The following is a 17196-nucleotide window of genomic DNA, read 5'->3' as shown; positions in this document are numbered from 1 at the left end:
TGTCGTCAATCACCAGGGCTCCGCCATGGCTCAATCCTCCGCCTTGCGATGCACGCACCCCAGCCCCGCTCCTTCACCCACCCCCCAATTGCCGGCCGGTCTCAGCGACGGTCGCCCTGTGCGGCCTGCAGGAGCCCCGCCCAGTCCGGGATCTTCACCGGCCCTCGACCGAGCGACCGTCCGAGGGCTGCCTCCGCCTGCTCGATCGACAGCCAGCCGTCCCATTCCACCGGCCGCAGCCCCCACGCCCGCAGCGCGGCCACCGGATCGGGGGCCGACGGCCGCCCCGCGAGCAGCGGTGCATCGTCGAGCAGCGACGCGACCGTCTCCTTCGCGCACGACCGGTTCGAGCCGATCACTCCGGTCGGCCCCCGCTTGATCCACCCCGCGACATACTCCCCGGGTGACGGCACGCCGTCCCGGAGCACCCGCCCCGCCCGATGGGGCACGGTACCGCGGTCGGGATCGAACGGCAGACCGGGCAGCGGCAGCCCGCGGTAGCCGACGGCCCGCAGGACGAGCTGGGCGCCGATCTCCTCGTACGCACCGGTGTCCTGTACGCCCCCGCTGCCGTCCGGCGCGGTACGTGCGAACCGGACCCCGGCGACCCGCCCGTCCCGTTCGAGGAGCTCGACGGGACGCAGAAAGAACCGCAGGTGGATCGTGCGCATCGGGCCGGGCCCGGTGGCAGGGACACCGGGGTCGGCCCACCCGCGCAGCACCTCGATATTGCGCCGCACCACCGCCGGCAGCGGCACCGGTGAATCCGCCGGCGCCCCGACGGGGGCGTACGCCGGATCGCGGGCCAGCTCCGCACCGTCCACCACGACCCGCGCCCCGGGCAGCCCGCCCAGCTCGCGCAGCTCCTTGGTGGTGAACCTGGCCTGCGACGGTCCCCGCCTGCCTGCCATGTGCACCTCGCGCACCCGGCTGCCGGCCAGCGCGCCGAGCGCCGGGTGGGGCACATCGGTGGGCCGCAGTTCCTCGGCGCCGCGCGAGAGGATCCGTGCCACGTCGACCGCCACATTGCCGACCCCGATCACCACGGCAGAACGGGCCTGCAACGCAAAGATGTTGGCAGCCGCATCGGGGTGTGCGCTGTACCAGGAGACGAACTCGGTCGCCGAGTGGCTGCCGGGCAGATCCTCGCCGGGAATGCCGAGTCCGCGGTCGGTCGCCGCCCCGACGCAGTAGACCACCGCATGGTAGAGCTCGCTCAGCCGCTCGGGTGACAGCCCGTCCCCGCCCACCTGGACATGGCCGAGAAAGGTGATCCGTTCGTGCTCCAGGACGGTCCGCAGACTGTTCTGCAGCGACTTGATCTTCTCGTGGTCGGGGGCGACGCCGTACCGCACGAGGCCGTACGGGCAGGGCAGCCGGTCCAGCACGTCCACCCGGACATCGGGCACCCGGGACTGCTCGACCAGAGACTGAGCGGTGTAGACCCCGCTGGGTCCGGAGCCGACGACGGCGACACGGAGCACGGTGCACCTCTTCCCGGAAGGTGACTCCAGCATCCCACCGGTCGGCGGGGCAGGGGAGAGGTGCGGCCGCGCGGCGCGTCAGGAGGACAGTGCGCGCATCCGGTCGATCTCGACCGTCTGCTGGGCGACGACATCGCCCGCCATCTCCTCGACCTGAACGTTGTTCCCCTCGGAGAGGGCCTCGGTCGCCATCGTGATCGCTCCCTGGTGGTGGGTGATCATCAGCTGCAGGAACAGCTTGTCGAAGGCCTTGCCCTCGGCCGCCCGCAACTCCTTCAGCTGTGCCTCCGTCGCCATGCCGGGCATCCCGGCGTGGTCGTGACCGCCCGCGTGTTTCTCGCCGCCGTTGTGCGTGAGCCATCCCTCCATGGCGCCGATCTCCGGCTTCTGCGCTGCGGAGATGCGCTCGGCCAGCCGCTTCACCGGGGTCGACGAAGAACGGGACGGCACCAGGGCGGTCAACTCCAGTGCCTGGGCGTGGTGCTGGATCATCAGCTGTACGTAGCGGAAATCGGCCGAGTTGGGGGTGTCGTCCCCGGCAGCCTTCGCGGCTTCCTCGACGGACAGGGTCTGCGCGGGCTCTCCCGGCTTCCCCGGTGCCACGACCGAAGGACCTCCTCCTGCACGCGCGTTGGCGTCATGGCTGCCACCGCCCGCATCGCACGCGGCGAGGGAGAGTGCGGCGGTCGCCACGGCAGCGACGACTACGGATCTGTGCACCCGCGCGACCTGACGGAAAATCAACAAGGCGGCCTCCAATGCCACATGGGGTCGTAGTAGATCATTTGGCGCACATCCGCGACCTCAAGGGCCGGTAACTTTCATTACGTTCCTGTTGCCATCTGTTGGGATGCCCGTGGGAAGGACGATACTGCCGGGGTCAGTCAACCGTTCAACCACGTTTTGGTACAGGGGAGGACGCAGTGAATTCGTTGCACACCACCCAGGTGCGGCGCAGACGTCTGGGTGTGGCGGCAGCCGCCGCCGGACTCTTCGCCACTCTGCTGACGGCCGGACCGGCGGCCGCAACGCCCGACCCCGGTGATTCACCCGCCATTCGCACCGGTCTCTCCGCGAGCCAGGAGGCCGTCGCCACGGCCGCCATCGAGGACGGCGAGATACCCGGCGTGGACGAGATCGTCCACAGCGACAACATCACCCCGCTGGCCAACGTCCCGAAGGACGCACTCAAGGGTCTCAACACGGACCTGGCCTTCCAGGGGAAGTACGCATTCGCCGGAAATTACGACGGCTTCCGGATCTACGACATCAGCGACCCGAGTTCCCCGCAGACCGTCGCCCAGGTGCTCTGCCCCGGATCCCAGAACGACGTCTCGGTCTCCGGGAACCTGCTGTTCCTGTCCACCGACTCCTCGCGCAACGACAACTCGTGCGCCAGCACCACCCAGCCCGCCACGGAGAAGTCCTCCTGGGAGGGCATGAAGATCTTCGACATCAGCGACAAGCGCAACCCGAAGTACGTCGCCGCCGTCGAGACCGCCTGCGGCTCGCACACCCACACGCTGGTTCCGGAGCGCAGCAGCGTGTACATATACGTCTCCTCGTACTCGCCGAGCGCGACGTTCCCGGACTGCCAGCCGCCGCACGACGGGATCTCCGTCATCAAGGTGCCACGCAAGGCGCCCGAGAAGGCCGCGGTCGTGAACTTCCCGGTGCTCTTCCCGGACGGCGGCAACCCGGGCGCGCCCACCAACCCCGGGGTCTCGAAGACGACCGGCTGCCACGACATCACGGTGCTGCCGTCGAAGGACCTGGCCGCCGGTGCCTGCATGGGGGACGGCCTGCTGTTCTCCATCGAGGACCCGGAGAACCCGAAGATCATCGACCGGGTTCAGGACAATGTGAACTTCGCGTTCTGGCACTCGGCGACGTTCAACCAGAAGGCGGACAAGGTCGTCTTCACCGATGAGCTCGGCGGAGGTGGCGCGGCCACCTGCAACAAGGAGATCGGGCCGAAGCGCGGCGCCGACGGCATCTACGACATCGTCGGCAAGGGTAACCACCGCAAGCTTGTCTTCCGTAGCTACTTCAAGATCGACCGCCCGCAGGCCGCCACCGAGGTCTGCGTCGCCCACAACGGTTCGATCATCCCGGTCAAGGGCCGCGACCTGATGGTCCAGGCCTGGTACCAGGGCGGAGTCTCGGTATGGGACTTCACCGACTCCTCGGCGCCCAAGGAGATCGCGTTCTTCGAGCGCGGTCCCGTCAACCTGAACGCCGTCACCACGGCCGGCCCCTGGTCGGCGTACTACTACAACGGATACATCTACTCCAACGACATCGCCAAGGGCTTCGACGTCCTGAAGCTCGACGACCCGCGGACCGACCCGGCGAAGGGCGTGCGGATGCCGGAGCTCAATGTGCAGACGCAGCCGGACTACTTCGACAACTGATCCGGCTGCGCGGGTATCGCCGGACCCGTGCGCTCACGGCGCGTTCCCGCCGGGCGGATCCCCGCCCGGCGGGACGCGGCGAGCAGTCGGGCGCGGTGCACGGCCTCATGGACCGATGCGCCGACGGGCCCGTACTGAACCCCTGCGTTGACCGGTTCGTGCCGTCCGTCATCAGCGCGCGGCCCCCGACCGATGCCCGACGGGCCAGGTCGACCGGGGTGGCTGCCTGGTTCCGGCGGCTCAGGGGATCGCCGGAATCAACCGTTCCTACGCGGCTTCGTACCGGTGGGCCCGGCCAACCCGCCACTCGACCCAGTCGGGGCTGCCGAGAATCCGCTCAGGATCGTCGAGCCCGGCACCCTCCAGGAACACGATCACATCGTGTCCGAGTGGGCCGGCCCCAGGATCTGGACCCGACCGTCATGCTGCACGGTGACACGTCGCCCGCCGGAGGGGGACGACGGCCGGAAAATCACGATCGTGGAGAAGTCTCGCCTCCAGAGTGCGACGCGCCGGAGGGCGCCGCACAGGGACTGGCCGAACCGGACGGGGAGCGGAATGCCGCCCCGTACCGCTTACGCGGCAGACCTCGCGCTCCCGCCGGTCACAGCGGCCCACTCCACCAGGAGTCGCTGGTACTCCTCCTCGTCGTCCGGGGACAAGCATCCGCCGGAGCGCTGCCACAGGTCGCGAATCTCTTCATTCACCACGGCGGCGGAGCGCACGGAATCGGATGAGCGGGGAGAACGAGACATGCCACCAGGCTAAGGCCCTGGTGTGACAATCGGACCCATTGGGCGTCAGGGACATCTCTCACATGTCTCTCCGCGGGATCACGAAATGAGCCCGAGTGCCCGTAGCCCGCCCGGTCGTTCCTCCACCGGGAGATGGTCCACGAAGCGCACGTCACACCCCAGTGCGGCCGCTCCGCCGTCCGCGTGTCGGTCGTCACCCACCATCACCACGTCTGTCGGATCCTGACCGATAAGTGTGCAGGCGGTGTGAAAGAGTTGTGGGTCCGGCTTCTGGATCCCGTACTCGTACGACAGGACGTAGGTGTCGACCAGGGCGTCGAGACCATGAGCCCGGAAGATCGGCCGCAGGTCCCAGCCGATGTTGCTCACCACGCCGACCCGGGTCCCGCCCGCACGCAGCGCCCCCAGCACCTCCGCCGCGTCCGGGTACGGCCGCCACGCCGTCGGCGACATGTGCCGGTCGTAGAGCGCCTCGTACAGCCCCGGATCCGGCAGGGCGACCTGGCGGGCCAGCCCCGTGTACACCTCACGGTGCCGTTCCGCACTCTCGTCGCGCGTGGCCCACGCCGCGGCAAGCCGGTCGGGAACGCGCTGCGGCGCCGGACCGCCCGGCAGTGCCCCGGCAGTTGTCAGGTCCGCCACGTACCGCTCGAAGTCGGCATCGGTCACGGTCATGTCCCGCTCGGCGAGGACCGCCGAGAGCCAGGACCGGACGGGTTCGATACGGAAGAGGGTCCCGGAGAAGTCGAAGAGCACACCCTTGATCATCATGGGTCCGATCCTCGCCGGTTCAGGTCCGGTGCGGCAAGGCCGCTCGTCCTTGTCCCTCGTACCGGGCGAACACGGCGGTCGAGAACGCGACCACCGCCGCACCCAGCAGCCAGCCCTCCAGTACATCAGTCATCCAATGCACCCCCAGATAGAGCCGGGTCACCCCCGTACCGATCACCGAGACCCACGCCACCGCGAGCGCGACGCGCCACACCCGCCGCCGCACGCCGTGCCGGTGCAGCAGCCACAGCAGCAGACCACAGCTCACCATCGCCGTCATGGCGTGACCGGACGGGAACGCCGCGTAGTGGGCGGAGTCCACCGGGTCCGGCCACCGAGGGCGCTCCCGGCCGACCGCGGACTTCAGCCCCTGCTGCAGCAAGGTGGCGAACAGGCTCGTCGCCGCCACCCACCCCGCGAGCATCCGGGCCCCGTGCCACCACAGCCACACCACGGCGACCGCGATCAGGATGCGCATCGTCCAGGGGTCCCACACCCAGTCGGTCAGGATCCGGTTGATGTGTACCAGCTCCGGCTCAGTCACCGCCCTCCGGTGCAGTGCGTCGGCGACCGTCCGGTCCAGCGACATCAGCGGCGACCAGCGCACGGCGACCAGAATCAGCAGCACGAGAGCCAGGGACCCGCACCCGACGCCGGCTCGGAGAGCGGGCGAGAGGGCAGGGGAGCGGTCCGGCGGGGAGAGGGGCGGGGGCGGGGCTGGGGAGTGCATGGGGTGATCCTTGCGGACGGACCACGGCACCGGCTATCCCAGCGCGCTGAGTCCCGGCACGAAGGCCACCAGAAGCGGTACCACCGGCACCAGGGCAGCGGCCGCGGTCAGCCGCAGCCGGCGCCCCACGGTGAGCCGCTCGACCGGCGACAGCAGCCGGTTCACGCGCAGCGGCAGTTGCGCGTCCGGTGTCGGGCAGGGGCCGAACACGCCCCGGTCCTCGTTCAGTTCGACGAGGGCGAGAGCGATCGTCAGCCGACCGAAGCGCCGTGACGCCACATCGTCCGCGGCCAGTTCGATGAGCCGGTGCATCTCGTCACGGAAAGCGGCGAACACCGGCACCTGCGGGAACCCGTTCGCCAGCGCTGCGGAACAGTGCAGCAGCCAGTCGTGCCGCGCCTGCGCGTGCCCCTGCTCATGGGCCAGCACCGCATCCAGCTGACGGCCCTTCAGTCGCCCAAGTGCCGCAGTGGTGATGACCAGTTGAGGTGCCGCTCCGGGCAGCCACCAGGCGTCGGGGCGCTCACCCTCCAGCACCACGAGCCGACCGCTTCCGGGCTCCTCGCCGGGCATCAACGGGGAACGGACCAGCAGTTCGGCCCGGCGCCGCCTGCGCCGCACCTGCGCCCGTCGGATCTCCCGCGTCAGCATTGCCGCGCTCCAGATGCCTCCCAGTGCCAGCAGAACGGCAATGACGGCGGACCACGGCCCGTACGCGGCCAGCGCGTACGCCTCCACCACGGCGTGCGGTGCGGGCGCGAACACCTGCCCGCGCACCGCCTGCCAGGCGGCGGCCGCGCTGAACGTCATGGAGAGCCCGAAGGACAGCAGCACCCCGGCCACCACGCACTGCCACACCCACAGGGCCACCACGGGCTCGCGCTCCGGCCACTCGGCCCGGGCCATCAGTCGCGGGGTCACGACGGCGGCCAGTGCACCGAGCAGCAGCAGCACGAGGGAGACCAACATGACGTCAGCCTATGAGGGGCGCGGTACCCACGGGTATGGCTGTGCTCGGCAAGTGACGTACGCCACGGACGCGACGGTTTGCCGCACTCCCTGTCTCACAGCGTGAGCAGCATCGCGAACATGGCGATCCCCATGGTCAACCGGCAGGCCAGCGCCAGCTCCGGCCGCGCGCCCCAGTCGCCCCCCGTCGGCCCGTCGGCCGGATCCGCGGCGGCGACCGGAATCAGCTGAGTCCCGGATCGCAGTACATAGGCCGCGTAATAGACGAGCAGCGCCCCCGTCAGCAGCGGTACGCCACCGGCGGCCTGCGCCATCTGATGGCCGCCGTGCCCACCCTGCACACCGCCCGCACCGTGCGCCGCCGCTCCGCTGCCCGGCGCCATCGCCGACGCCATGTAGACCATCGCCAGTGAGCCGACCAGATGGTGCAGATGATGCCCCTTGCGACGGGCGAACCAGAGGGCGCGCAACGCGGCCCCGCCGAACAACACCACGTACACAGCCCATCCCCACCCGGGCAGCGGGACGACCGCGGCGGGCGCCGCCATCGCGGCCATGCCGAAGCCCATGACCGCCTCGGCGCGCGCCGTTCTGCGCTCCTCCTCCGTCCCGCTGCGCATCCGCAGCAGGCAGTACGCGCCCGTGACCCCGCACAACGCCATCAGCAGCCAGCCGGACATCGCCGGTCCGTGCACAGCGCACCTCCCCAGGACGTACGACGTCGGTGTCGACTAGTCGATGCCCCGGCCCGGCAGGTCGTACGCAGCGCACTGATGTATGAGGGGAGCGCGTGGAGGAGACTCGCAGAGGGACGTGACCGCTTGTGCGCCGTCGCGGGTCGCTGCCCCGTCAGGGCCGGTAGCGCAGTGGATGGTCCTCCGGCACTTCGACGACCGCGATCCGCACCCCGTCCGGATCGGAGATCCACATCTCCACAAGCCCCCACGGCTGGCGCACCGGTGGCCGTTCCACCTCGACGCCCCGGGCCGACAGCTCCTCGTACGCCGCCCGGACGTCCGCGACCTGGAGCCACATCCGCAGCCCGGGCGAGGGCGGCGCGGGGGAGCGCCCGGAGACCTCCAGGAAGCCGCCGCCCAGGAAGTACACCGTCCCGCGCTCGGGGCCGGTGCCGAACTCCCGGTACACCGGCAGTCCGAGGGACTCTCCGTAGAACATCCGTGACCGCTCGGGGTCGGTAGGGCTCAACAGGACCCGACTGCTCAGCACATGCACCATGGTCGAGACATTAGGCGCGGACCAGCGGGCTACTCTGCTGCGGCACGGCCCCAGCAGAGAAACGGAGAGCCTCACCATGGACACCGCCCCGCCCCGCGACTCGGGACAGCTGACCTTCCGCGACGCGGCGTACGCCGATGTGCCCGCGCTCGTGACGCTGATCGAATCGGCGTACCGGGGCGACTCGAGCCGCGCGGGTTGGACCACCGAGGCGGACATCCTGCAGGGGCAGCGGACCGACCCGGACGGGGTCCGCGCGGTGGTCGAGGCGCCCGGCAGCAGGCTGCTCGTGGTGGAGCGGGACGGCGAACCGATCGCCTGCTGTCAGCTCGAACACCGCGGGGAGGCCGCCTACTTCGGAATGTTCGCGGTCCGCCCCGAGCTGCAGGGCGGTGGCCTCGGCAAGCTGATCATCGCCGAGGCCGAACGCAGTGTCCGGGAGAGCTGGGGCGCGACCGAGATGCACATGACCGTGATCTCGGTGCGTGAGGAGCTGATCGCCTGGTACGAGCGCCGCGGCTACCGTCGTACGGGAGAGCTGAGCCCGTTCCCGTACGGCGACGAGCGCTTCGGTGTCCCGCAGCGCGACGATCTCGCCTTCGAACTGCTGATCAAGGACCTGAGGGAGAGCTGACCCTCTCCGCACCTACGCGGTGAAGCGGCCGGCGCGGCGGATCTCCGGGAAGTCGGTGGTCGCGCCGTCCAGCCCCAGGGCGCGCACCAGACGCAGATGATCCTGGGTGTTCACCACCCAGCCGATGACTTTCAGTCCCTCGGCGTGCGCCTGCTCGACGACCTCCAGGGTGAGACGCCGGATGTTCAGCGCGAGCGTCGCCGCGCCCACCGCCTTCGCCCGGTCCACCACATCGCTCCTCCAACGGCTGGCGATGAGCACGGTCCGTACCCCCGGCACCAGTTGAGCGATCTCGGCGACCGCCTCGTCGTGGAACGACGACACCTCGACCCGGTCGACGAGATCGCGCCGCCGCATCACCTCGGCCAGTGCCCGGGCTGCGGCCGCATCCTTGATCTCCGCCTGCAAGGGGGAGCGCACGGCGTCGAGCACCTCCTCGAAGGCGGGCACCCGTTCGCCCTGCCCGGCATCGAGTTCCCGCAGCTCGGCAAGGGTCTTCTCGGCGATCGGACCCGTGCCGTCGGTCGTCCGGTCCACCTCGGCGTCGTGCATGACGGCGAGTGCGCCGTCCTTGCTCAGATGAAGGTCCAGTTCGATGGCGTCCATGCCGGCCTGTTCGGCGTGGGCGAACGACCGCAGGGTGTTCTCCGGCTCGACACCCATTACCCCGCGATGACCGATGGTGAGAAAAGTCAAGGCAATCTCGCTTCCGTCGACGGCGTCTCCCCGCGTGCTGCTCCTGCCCACGCGGCACTTCGGCACTCGGCTTTACGGCAACTCGGCAGCCTAGCGGCCCGGACCCGAGAGGGAACCGGTCACGCGAGGGTGAGTGGCGTCGTGTCCCTGGACGTCGGCGACACCGAGCAGGAATCCGGTGATGACGGCTGCGACAAGGACGGCACGGATGCTCACGCGGCGGTCTCCGGAGGGGTGGGAGGGAGGCGGGTGGTACCCGTCCTACCGGTAGCGCCGGTGCCCGGCGAGCTGTGTCACTCGTACGTGGGCGCGCCCTGCGCGGCCTGAACGCCCGGGTGTGCGCTTACCGACGGTCCGGCGTCCCCCGGAACCGACGGAAGGAGTCGCGCAAGCGGAATGTGGCAGGAAGAATCGCGGTGACCATGGGGGGTCGGCAGGATAATTTTCTGAGGCGCACTTGTCTCGAAGAACCACACGCGGATACGGTTGCTTGACGCGAGGTTCTCCCGTGGAGGAAGTGTGATGACGGAAATTCTTGTGCACGACGCCGAGGTCGGCGCGATAGCTACTGCCCAGCGGGTGGTTGAGCAGCCTGCCTGGCCCGCGCTCAAGGATGCCGTTGAGGAGATCCGGCCCTGGCAGGCGAAGGACGGTTCGATCGACTTCGACGCCGACGACGCCCCCTCGCCCGCCACCGTCCTGGTGACGCTGGAACGCGCGATCGCCGCGATCGAAGAGATCTCCCCGCTGCTTCCGCACGATGCCGCGTACCATCGCGCCCTCGTCATGGACCTGCGCCGCTGGGCGGCGGACGGCTTCGGTGTGCCGGACTTCCTGGACTCGCTGCTCGCCTTCCAGCCCGCCAAGGACCGCGCCGACGGTCTGCAGCACCTGGTCGTCTTCGCGATGTACACGCAGAACGGCAACCCGGACCGCAACCTCGAAGCGGTCGTCCTGCGGATGGTCTGGCCCGAGTGGCTCGCCGAGCTCGAAGCCACGCGCTACGACAACCCGCTGTTCTGCGGCATCACCTTCGAGGACTTCACCTCCGGATACGACACCAATTCCGCAGTGCTCTTCCCGGAGACGATCGCTGTGCGCGAAACCCCCGAGCGCTTCAGCTGGGGCGGCATCTTCTGCGACCGTGAGGCCGCCCGATTCCGCCGCGTCACCGAGGCCTCCGTCGAGCTCCTCGGCTTGGAACTGCCCGAGGACATCCGCGAGATGGTCGGCGACCAGCAGCGCTGCGAGCAGGCATTCGTGCTCTGGGACATGGTCCACGACCGCACCCACAGTCACGGCGACCTTCCGTTCGACCCCTTCATGATCAAGCAGCGCCAGCCGTTCTGGATGTACGGGCTGGAGGAGCTGCGCTGCGACCTCACCGCCTTCAAGGAGGCCGTGAAGCTGGAGGCCGACGGCTTCCCGCAGGGCCGTGACGTGCAGTACGCCGTGCTGTTCGACCGGATGTTCCGCTTCCCGGTCACCGGCGAGCGGGTCCGCAACTACGACGGTCTCGGCGGCCAGCTGCTCTTCGCGTACCTCCACAAGCACGATGTGATCCGCTGGACCGACAACACCCTGAAGATCGACTGGGACCGGGCCCCGCAGGTCACCAACCAGCTCTGCGCCGAGATCGAGAAGCTCTACCGCGACGGCATCGACCGCCCCAAGCTGGTCCACTGGTTCGCCGCGTACGACCTGGTCTCGACCTATCTCGCCCCGCACCCCGGCTCCCGCTGGGCCAAGGGTCCGGACGCCCTGGACCTCTCGCAGCCGCCCCGCAAGCTCGTGGACGACGTGCTTCCGGACGAGTTTCCGCTGAGCATGTTCTATGAGGCGCTCGCCAAGAAGCTGAAGAATGTGATTGCCTCCACCAAGGGGATCACCGCGGCGGACGCCGAGCAGGCAGCCGCGTGAGCGCTCGCCCCAAGGAGGCAGTGGCCATGAACGCAAACGGCACGGGCAACGGGAACGGCTCGCTGGAAGGGGCGGTGATCGCCGTTGCCGGAGCAGCCGGACCGGCCGGCCGGGCGACGCTGCTCAGGCTCGCCGAGGCCGGTGCGACCGTCGTCGCCTCGGACGCGGACCCCACCCGTCTGGCGGAGGCCGTCGACGCCGCACGGTACGCCCACGGCGGCGCCACCGTCACCGGTGACACCGTCGATCTGCTCGACCTTGCCGCCACCCGCGAATGGGCGGACAAGACCGAGAAGGAATTCGGCCGGATCGACGGCCTGGTCCACCTGGTGGGCGGCTGGCGCGGCAGCGCCACCTTCGCCGAGACCGACCTCGCCGACTGGGATCTCCTGGAGAAGCTGCTGATCCGCACGGTTCAGCACACCTCGCTGGCCTTCCAGGAAGGGCTCCAGCGCAGTGACCGCGGCCGCTACCTGCTGATCAGCGCGGCCGGGGCGAGCAAGCCCACCGCGGGCAATGCCGCCTACGCCGCGTCGAAGGCTGCCGCCGAGGCGTGGACCCTCGCGCTCGCCGACGCCTTCCGCAAGGCGGGGGGCGAGGAAGGGCCGAAGGCAGCGGCTGCGATCCTGATCGTCAAGGCACTGGTGCACGACGCGATGCGCGCCGAGCGCCCGAATGCGAAGTTCGCGGGCTTCACCGACGTCAAGGAGCTGGCCGATGCCATCGCCGACGTCTGGTCCGAGCCCGCCTCCGAAGTGAACGGAAAGCGTCTGTGGCTGACCCCGCAACCATAAGGACCGACGCGCGACGTCACCACGATCCGCAGATACGCGGATTCGCCAGTGACAACTACGCGGGCGTCCATCCGGAGGTCCTCGCGGCCATCGCCCTCGCCAACGGCGGTCACCAGATCGCCTACGGCGAGGACGACTACACCGCGAATCTCCAGCAGATCGTCAAGGGGCACTTCGGTCCCACCGCCGAGGCGTTCCCGGTCTTCAACGGGACCGGGGCGAATGTCGTCTCCCTGCAGGCGATGACGGATCGCTGGGGGGCAGTCATCTGCGCCGAGTCCGCGCACATCAACGTGGACGAGGGCGGCGCGCCGGAGCGCGTCGGCGGCCTCAAACTGCTCACTGTGCCGACCCCGGACGGCAAGCTCACCCCTGAGCTCATCGACCGGCAGGCGTACGGCTGGGACGACGAGCACCGCGCCATGCCCCAGGTCGTGTCGATCACCCAGAACACCGAGCTCGGCACGGTCTACACGCCCGATGAGATCCGCGCCATCTGTGAGCACTCCCACGAGCGCGGCATGAAGGTCCACCTCGACGGGGCGCGGATCGCCAACGCCGCGGCGTCGCTGGACGTACCTGTGCGTACGTTCACCAGCGAGGCAGGCGTCGATGTCCTCTCGTTCGGCGGCACCAAGAACGGGGCGCTCTTCGGTGAGGCCGTCGTCGTCCTGAACCCCGATGCCGTACGGGCCATGAAGCATCTGCGGAAGCTGTCGATGCAGCTTGCGTCGAAGATGCGCTTCGTGTCGGTGCAGCTGGAGGCGCTGCTCGCCGGTGACCTGTGGCTGCGCAATGCCCGGCACGCCAACGCCATGGCCCAGCGGCTCGCCGAGGGCGTCCGGGCGGTGGACGGCGTGGAGATCCTCTACCCGGTCCAGGCCAACGCCGTCTTCGCGCGTCTGCCGCACGACGTGAGCGAGCGGCTCCAGAAGCGCTTCCGCTTCTACTTCTGGGACGAGACCGCCGGTGACGTGCGCTGGATGTGCTCCTTCGACACCACGGAGGACGATGTGGACGCGTTCGTCCTCGCGCTGAAGGAAGAGATCGCCAAGTAGCACCATCCTGCGCATTAATATGCGACCGACCGGAAAGTCATTGCGTTCCGGTCGGTCGCTTCCGTACGCTCTGCATGCATGGAGCTGACGCAGCAGACCGCGGACATGGCCGCTTATCTCGCCGCTGATGTGGCCATCGATCACGAGCATCCGCTCGTACGGCAGACCGTCGAACGCCTCCGCGTCGGCACCACCGACGCATACTCATACGCGCTCGCGGCCTATGAGTTCGTCCGCGACACCATTCCCCACTCCGTCGACTCGGGTGATCCCAGGGTCACCTGGCGCGCCTCGGACGTCCTCGCCACCCGTAACGGCATCTGCCATTCCAAGTCCCACGCGCTGGCGGCCCTGCTGCGTGCGGCGGGCATTCCGGCAGCCCTCTGCTACCAGGGCTTCGGCGACGAGAACGGGGATCCGGGCGTTCTGCACGGGCTGATCGCCGTGCGCCTGCCGGGTCGGGACCGCTGGGACCGCCAGGACCCGCGCGGAAACAAACTGGGCGTCGACGCCCAGTTCTCGCTCGACGAGGAGCGACTGGCCTGGCCCATCGAGCCGGAGTCCAATGGAGTGGACTATCCAGAGCTCCATGCCGCACCACATCCGACGGTTCTGCGTGCCCTGCAGACCGCCGAGGACCGCACGCAGTTGTGGCGCACGCTCCCGACCGCGCTCTGATCCGTCCCGAGGCAAGGCAGGCAATGGAGCCTGACGCTCAGCGTTTGCGACCATGCGCGCACCCTCGTGCCCGGCTTCACCCACCTCGCCGTCGAGGCGCGCGGGCTGCTCGACGGGCCGAGCAATGAGAACAGTGCGGCCCTGCTGGACGATGCCGCCCGGCGGCTCGTCGAACGGCTCGACGGCCGGGCCCCGCACGAGGGCCCCACGTCGCCGCCTGGCGGGACGCGTACGCCGCCTTCGGCGCCAAGCCGTCCCGCGTACCCGCAACTCCGCCGAGGCGCTTGCCGAGCGCGCCCTCACTGACGCCGGACTGCCGTGGATCAATCTGCTGGTCGACGCCTACAACGCGATCAGCGTCGCCCATCTGATCCCGGTCGGCGGTGAGGACGCCGACCGCGTCAAGGGCGCCATGCGCCTCGTGCGCGCCACGGGCCGGGAACCCTTCCCCACGGTCGCGGGCGGCGAGGAGGGCGTGGAGCACCCGGAGTCCGGAGAAGTCGTCCGGTGCGACGACGAGGGCGTCACCTGCCGCCGCTGGAACTGGCGGCAGGGCGTGCGCACCCGGCTCACCGAGGAGTCGGTCAACGCCGTGTTCCTGCTGGAGAGCCTCACCCCGATGACGATCCACGAGCTCGAAGCCGCAGGCGCCGAACTCGCCGAGTCGCTGGAGAAGCTGAGCCCCGGAGCGCGGATCGCCGTCCGCACCCCGGAGCGACGTTTCAGCCGTGGCGGTGAACGGGCCCGGTCAGCTGGCCTCGCGCACCTCGGCGGGCGTCGGAGCCGTACCGCCGAGGTGCGCGGGCACCCACCAGGTGTCGCTCGCGTCCTTCGGCCGGACCGGGTAGGCGCGCTGCGCGGCTTCGAGGAGCTCCTGCACCCGCTCCCGCAGACGTCGGGTGATCGCGCCCGCGTACTGGTCGGTGGGGGCCTCCACCGGCGCACCCACCCGGATCGTCACCGGGATGTGGCTGCGCTTGAAGTTGCGCGGCCGCCCCTTGGTCCAGATCCGCTGCGTTCCCCACAGGGCCATCGGAATCAGCGGTACGCCGGCCTCCTGGGCCAGCCGGGCCGCGCCCGACTTGAAGCTCTTCAGTGTGAACGACTGCGAGATGGTCGCCTCGGGGAAGACGCCGATGATCTCGCCGGAGCGCAGCGAGGCGAGCGCATGGGCATATGCGTCCTCGCCCTGCTTCCGGTCGACCGGGATGTGCTTCATGCCGCGCATCAGTGGACCGGAGACCTTGTGCCGGAAGACCGATTCCTTCGCCATGAAGCGGACCAGCCGCTTCTGCGGCAGCGCCGCGAGTCCGGTGAAGATGAAGTCGAGATAGCTGATGTGGTTGCTGACCAGTACCGCACCGCCGGTCTTCGGGATGTGCTCCGAACCCTGAGTGTCGATCTTCAGATCCAGCGCCTTGAACATGGTGCGAGCGGCGCCGATGACCGGCCGATAGACGAGTTCTGCCATCTGGAGAAGACCCTTCTTCAGCGCCTGAGGAGGGTTCTCCCGGCGGAAGTTACGCAGCCGTAGGTTTTCGGCATTGCGCCGATCGTGCCCCATGTCCGTCGCGGTGGCCAGTCTCGGCGGGCGCGGGGCGCGAGATTCTCGTCACGTGGAACCAGTGGGAATGACTCCGTGCCCGAGGATGCTGACCCCTTGCGAAGAGCTCTGACAGGAGGCGGACGGTGGACAGGCAGACACGCGCGATCAGGCTGGATTCGGCCCAACTCGGCGCGGAATTGGGGGAACGGGCGACCCTCGTGCAGTTTTCCAGCGCCTTCTGCCAGCCCTGCCGGGCCACCCGCCGCACCCTCGGCGAGGTGGCCGGAATGGTCGACGGCGTCACTCATATCGAGATCGACGCCGAGGCGCATCTCACTCTTGTACGCGAGCTGGGCATCAGCCGCACGCCCACGGTTCTGGTCCTCGACGCGACCGGCCGGATTGTCCGCCGAGCGGTCGGGCAGCCCCGCACCGTCGATGCTGTCGCCGCTCTGGGGCGCGCGATGTGACGGACCGTGATGCATCTCCCACATTGCGGAACCCTCTTGACTGCACCCACCACGCATCGTCAGTCTGACGCTATGCCGCCGGAACCCCTTCTCTACGGCCGGGCCCACGTGGACCTCGCCCGCAACGCGAGTGCGCGCTGTCCGGGTGCCTGAGCACCCACGGCCCCGTACGCCTCCCCCGCAGAAGGACGTCTCCATGACGGCTTCGCCAGAGCTCTCCAGCGCCCGCACGGCTTCCCCCGATCTCCTGCGCTCCGTCTTCCGGCAGCATGCCGCCGGTGTCGCTGTGATCACCGCCGCCGGTGACCGGCCGGTCGGCTTCACCGCGACCTCCCTCAACTCCGTCGCCGCCGAGCCGCCGCTCATCTCCTTCGGTGTGGGGACCTCGTCCTCCAGCTGGCCGGTCGTGGCGGAGGCCGAGCACATCGGCGTGCACATACTCGGCGAGCACCAGCAGGAGCTGGCCGCCACATTCGCGCGCAGCGGCGCCGACCGGTTCGGTCCGTCCACCTATTGGCGCAACGGGCCGGAAGGAGTGCCGGTGCTCGACGGGGTGCTGGCGTGGCTGGTCTGCCGCGTGGTGGCGCGCATCCCGGCGGGGGACCACCGGATCGTGATCGCGGAGGCCGTCGTCGGCGATCCGGCCGGAGGCGGCCGCCCGCTCCTCTACCATCAGGGTCGTTTCACAGCGCTGCGGGATTGAGAGTTCCCAGGCGGCGCACGGGCGCCGAGCGTCGGTCAGGTCACAGTGCAAAGCGCTTGCTTATGGGTAACGTACTGGGTGTACTGACGAGTAATATTTTGCTCGGAGCATCGGTCGCCCCGACCGGAATGCGCCCCATCAGGCGCCTATGCTGCGTGCATCAAGGCAGCCCAGAAATGACGATGCAGTAGGAGAGCCGGCGTGAGCTTGAGGATCGTTGTCTGTGTGAAGTATGTGCCGGATGCCACCGGTGACCGGCATTTCGCCGATGACCTGACGCTGGACCGTGAGGATGTCGACGGTCTGCTGTCGGAGCTCGACGAGTACGCGGTGGAGCA

The 17196-nt window shown here is 69.3% G+C and carries 19 protein-coding genes and 3 pseudogenes; 10 read left to right on the top strand and 12 right to left on the bottom strand.

Annotated elements, in window-relative coordinates; translation table 11 throughout:
* Positions 1-101 precede the first annotated feature (101 nt).
* Both AB0I23_RS39560 and AB0I23_RS39555 read right to left on the bottom strand, forming a co-directional pair.
* Positions 102-1484: an FAD-dependent oxidoreductase gene (locus AB0I23_RS39560; protein WP_359117768.1), complete on the bottom strand. Its 1383-nt coding sequence runs from the start codon at positions 1482-1484 to the stop codon at positions 102-104.
* A 78-nt stretch (positions 1485-1562) separates the two neighbouring features.
* The gene (locus AB0I23_RS39555; protein WP_359117765.1) at positions 1563-2249 is read right to left on the bottom strand and encodes a DUF305 domain-containing protein; all 687 of its coding nucleotides are present in this window, start codon (positions 2247-2249) and stop codon (positions 1563-1565) included.
* A 158-nt stretch (positions 2250-2407) separates the two neighbouring features.
* On the opposite strand from AB0I23_RS39555, the gene AB0I23_RS39550 reads away from it, so the two are divergent.
* Positions 2408-3898 carry an LVIVD repeat-containing protein gene (locus tag AB0I23_RS39550; protein WP_359117762.1) on the top strand — a complete coding sequence of 497 codons (1491 nt, stop codon included), beginning with the start codon at positions 2408-2410 and terminating at the stop codon, positions 3896-3898.
* A 267-nt stretch (positions 3899-4165) separates the two neighbouring features.
* On the opposite strand, the pseudogene AB0I23_RS39545 reads toward AB0I23_RS39550, so the two are convergent.
* The 7 genes and pseudogenes from AB0I23_RS39545 to AB0I23_RS39515 form a co-directional block, all read right to left on the bottom strand.
* Positions 4166-4377 (bottom strand): annotated as a pseudogene (locus AB0I23_RS39545) (hypothetical protein).
* A gap of 96 nt (positions 4378-4473) precedes the next feature.
* Positions 4474-4653 carry a hypothetical protein gene (locus AB0I23_RS39540; RefSeq protein WP_358860614.1) on the bottom strand — a complete coding sequence of 60 codons (180 nt, stop codon included), beginning with the start codon at positions 4651-4653 and terminating at the stop codon, positions 4474-4476.
* Between the two features lie 78 nt (positions 4654-4731).
* The gene (locus AB0I23_RS39535; protein WP_359117759.1) at positions 4732-5424 is read right to left on the bottom strand and encodes an HAD family hydrolase; all 693 of its coding nucleotides are present in this window, start codon (positions 5422-5424) and stop codon (positions 4732-4734) included.
* 19 nt (positions 5425-5443) lie between these two features.
* Entirely contained in the window at positions 5444-6154 is a 711-nt protein-coding gene (locus AB0I23_RS39530; RefSeq protein WP_359117757.1) for a phosphatase PAP2 family protein, read from the bottom strand.
* Between the two features lie 33 nt (positions 6155-6187).
* Positions 6188-7123 (bottom strand): M56 family metallopeptidase, encoded by a 936-nt coding sequence (locus AB0I23_RS39525; RefSeq protein ID WP_359117754.1) that lies wholly within the window; start codon positions 7121-7123, stop codon positions 6188-6190.
* Positions 7124-7218: 95 nt separating this feature from the next.
* Positions 7219-7818 carry a DUF5134 domain-containing protein gene (locus tag AB0I23_RS39520; RefSeq protein ID WP_359117752.1) on the bottom strand — a complete coding sequence of 200 codons (600 nt, stop codon included), beginning with the start codon at positions 7816-7818 and terminating at the stop codon, positions 7219-7221.
* A gap of 154 nt (positions 7819-7972) precedes the next feature.
* Positions 7973-8359 carry a VOC family protein gene (locus tag AB0I23_RS39515; RefSeq protein WP_359117750.1) on the bottom strand — a complete coding sequence of 129 codons (387 nt, stop codon included), beginning with the start codon at positions 8357-8359 and terminating at the stop codon, positions 7973-7975.
* A gap of 76 nt (positions 8360-8435) precedes the next feature.
* Here AB0I23_RS39515 and AB0I23_RS39510 point away from each other — a divergent pair, with 76 nt between their 5' ends.
* The gene (locus AB0I23_RS39510; RefSeq protein ID WP_359117776.1) at positions 8436-8993 is read left to right on the top strand and encodes a GNAT family N-acetyltransferase; all 558 of its coding nucleotides are present in this window, start codon (positions 8436-8438) and stop codon (positions 8991-8993) included.
* Between the two features lie 12 nt (positions 8994-9005).
* Here AB0I23_RS39510 and AB0I23_RS39505 read toward each other — a convergent pair whose 3' ends face one another.
* Both AB0I23_RS39505 and AB0I23_RS39500 read right to left on the bottom strand, forming a co-directional pair.
* Positions 9006-9656: a glycerophosphodiester phosphodiesterase gene (locus AB0I23_RS39505; RefSeq protein WP_359117747.1), complete on the bottom strand. Its 651-nt coding sequence runs from the start codon at positions 9654-9656 to the stop codon at positions 9006-9008.
* 123 nt (positions 9657-9779) lie between these two features.
* Entirely contained in the window at positions 9780-9905 is a 126-nt protein-coding gene (locus AB0I23_RS39500; RefSeq protein ID WP_359117745.1) for a hypothetical protein, read from the bottom strand.
* A 306-nt stretch (positions 9906-10211) separates the two neighbouring features.
* On the opposite strand from AB0I23_RS39500, the gene AB0I23_RS39495 reads away from it, so the two are divergent.
* From AB0I23_RS39495 to AB0I23_RS39475, 5 genes and pseudogenes are all read left to right on the top strand, one after another.
* On the top strand, positions 10212-11609 hold the full coding sequence (locus AB0I23_RS39495) for a DUF6421 family protein (protein WP_359117742.1): 1398 nt from the start codon (positions 10212-10214) through the stop codon (positions 11607-11609).
* A 26-nt stretch (positions 11610-11635) separates the two neighbouring features.
* The gene (locus AB0I23_RS39490) at positions 11636-12403 is read left to right on the top strand and encodes an SDR family NAD(P)-dependent oxidoreductase (RefSeq protein ID WP_359117739.1); all 768 of its coding nucleotides are present in this window, start codon (positions 11636-11638) and stop codon (positions 12401-12403) included.
* Complete coding sequence (locus AB0I23_RS39485) at positions 12400-13461, top strand: threonine aldolase family protein (protein WP_359117774.1); 1062 nt, start codon at positions 12400-12402, stop codon at positions 13459-13461. The genes AB0I23_RS39490 and AB0I23_RS39485 overlap by 4 nt, the downstream gene beginning before the upstream one ends.
* Before the next feature lie 78 nt (positions 13462-13539).
* The gene (locus AB0I23_RS39480; protein ID WP_359117736.1) at positions 13540-14139 is read left to right on the top strand and encodes a transglutaminase-like domain-containing protein; all 600 of its coding nucleotides are present in this window, start codon (positions 13540-13542) and stop codon (positions 14137-14139) included.
* Positions 14140-14169: 30 nt separating this feature from the next.
* Positions 14170-14851 (top strand): annotated as a pseudogene (locus AB0I23_RS39475) (B3/B4 domain-containing protein); the annotation flags it as partial.
* Between the two features lie 36 nt (positions 14852-14887).
* On the opposite strand, the gene AB0I23_RS39470 reads toward AB0I23_RS39475, so the two are convergent.
* Positions 14888-15610, bottom strand: coding sequence for a lysophospholipid acyltransferase family protein (locus AB0I23_RS39470; RefSeq protein ID WP_359117771.1), 723 nt, complete (start codon positions 15608-15610; stop codon positions 14888-14890).
* Positions 15611-15828: 218 nt separating this feature from the next.
* On the opposite strand from AB0I23_RS39470, the gene AB0I23_RS39465 reads away from it, so the two are divergent.
* The 3 genes and pseudogenes from AB0I23_RS39465 to AB0I23_RS39455 form a co-directional block, all read left to right on the top strand.
* Positions 15829-16155: a TlpA family protein disulfide reductase gene (locus AB0I23_RS39465; protein WP_359117734.1), complete on the top strand. Its 327-nt coding sequence runs from the start codon at positions 15829-15831 to the stop codon at positions 16153-16155.
* A 196-nt stretch (positions 16156-16351) separates the two neighbouring features.
* Entirely contained in the window at positions 16352-16858 is a 507-nt protein-coding gene (locus AB0I23_RS39460; RefSeq protein WP_359117731.1) for a flavin reductase family protein, read from the top strand.
* A 201-nt stretch (positions 16859-17059) separates the two neighbouring features.
* Positions 17060-17196: pseudogene (locus tag AB0I23_RS39455) on the top strand (electron transfer flavoprotein subunit beta); the annotation flags it as partial.

Source organism: Streptomyces atratus, assembly GCF_040655115.1.
Taxonomy (GTDB): Bacteria; Actinomycetota; Actinomycetes; order Streptomycetales; family Streptomycetaceae; genus Streptomyces; species Streptomyces atratus_D.
The sequence above is the reverse complement of the archived record's forward strand: the minus strand, read 5'-3'. Positions and strand labels throughout refer to the sequence as shown.

Excerpts from the sequence above, each read along its gene's own strand:
- AB0I23_RS39540 (WP_358860614.1), bottom strand. The coding sequence starts at position 4,653 with ATGTCTCGTTCTCCCCGCTCATCCGATTCCGTGCGCTCCGCCGCCGTG.
- AB0I23_RS39535 (WP_359117759.1), bottom strand. The coding sequence starts at position 5,424 with ATGATGATCAAGGGTGTGCTCTTCGACTTCTCCGGGACCCTCTTCCGT.
- AB0I23_RS39530 (WP_359117757.1), bottom strand. The coding sequence starts at position 6,154 with ATGCACTCCCCAGCCCCGCCCCCGCCCCTCTCCCCGCCGGACCGCTCC.
- AB0I23_RS39525 (WP_359117754.1), bottom strand. The coding sequence starts at position 7,123 with ATGTTGGTCTCCCTCGTGCTGCTGCTGCTCGGTGCACTGGCCGCCGTC.
- AB0I23_RS39515 (WP_359117750.1), bottom strand. The coding sequence starts at position 8,359 with ATGGTGCATGTGCTGAGCAGTCGGGTCCTGTTGAGCCCTACCGACCCC.
- AB0I23_RS39510 (WP_359117776.1), top strand. The coding sequence starts at position 8,436 with ATGGACACCGCCCCGCCCCGCGACTCGGGACAGCTGACCTTCCGCGAC.
- AB0I23_RS39505 (WP_359117747.1), bottom strand. The coding sequence starts at position 9,656 with ATGGGTGTCGAGCCGGAGAACACCCTGCGGTCGTTCGCCCACGCCGAA.
- AB0I23_RS39495 (WP_359117742.1), top strand. The coding sequence starts at position 10,212 with ATGACGGAAATTCTTGTGCACGACGCCGAGGTCGGCGCGATAGCTACT.
- AB0I23_RS39490 (WP_359117739.1), top strand. The coding sequence starts at position 11,636 with ATGAACGCAAACGGCACGGGCAACGGGAACGGCTCGCTGGAAGGGGCG.
- AB0I23_RS39480 (WP_359117736.1), top strand. The coding sequence starts at position 13,540 with ATGGAGCTGACGCAGCAGACCGCGGACATGGCCGCTTATCTCGCCGCT.
- AB0I23_RS39470 (WP_359117771.1), bottom strand. The coding sequence starts at position 15,610 with ATGGCAGAACTCGTCTATCGGCCGGTCATCGGCGCCGCTCGCACCATG.
- AB0I23_RS39460 (WP_359117731.1), top strand. The coding sequence starts at position 16,352 with ATGACGGCTTCGCCAGAGCTCTCCAGCGCCCGCACGGCTTCCCCCGAT.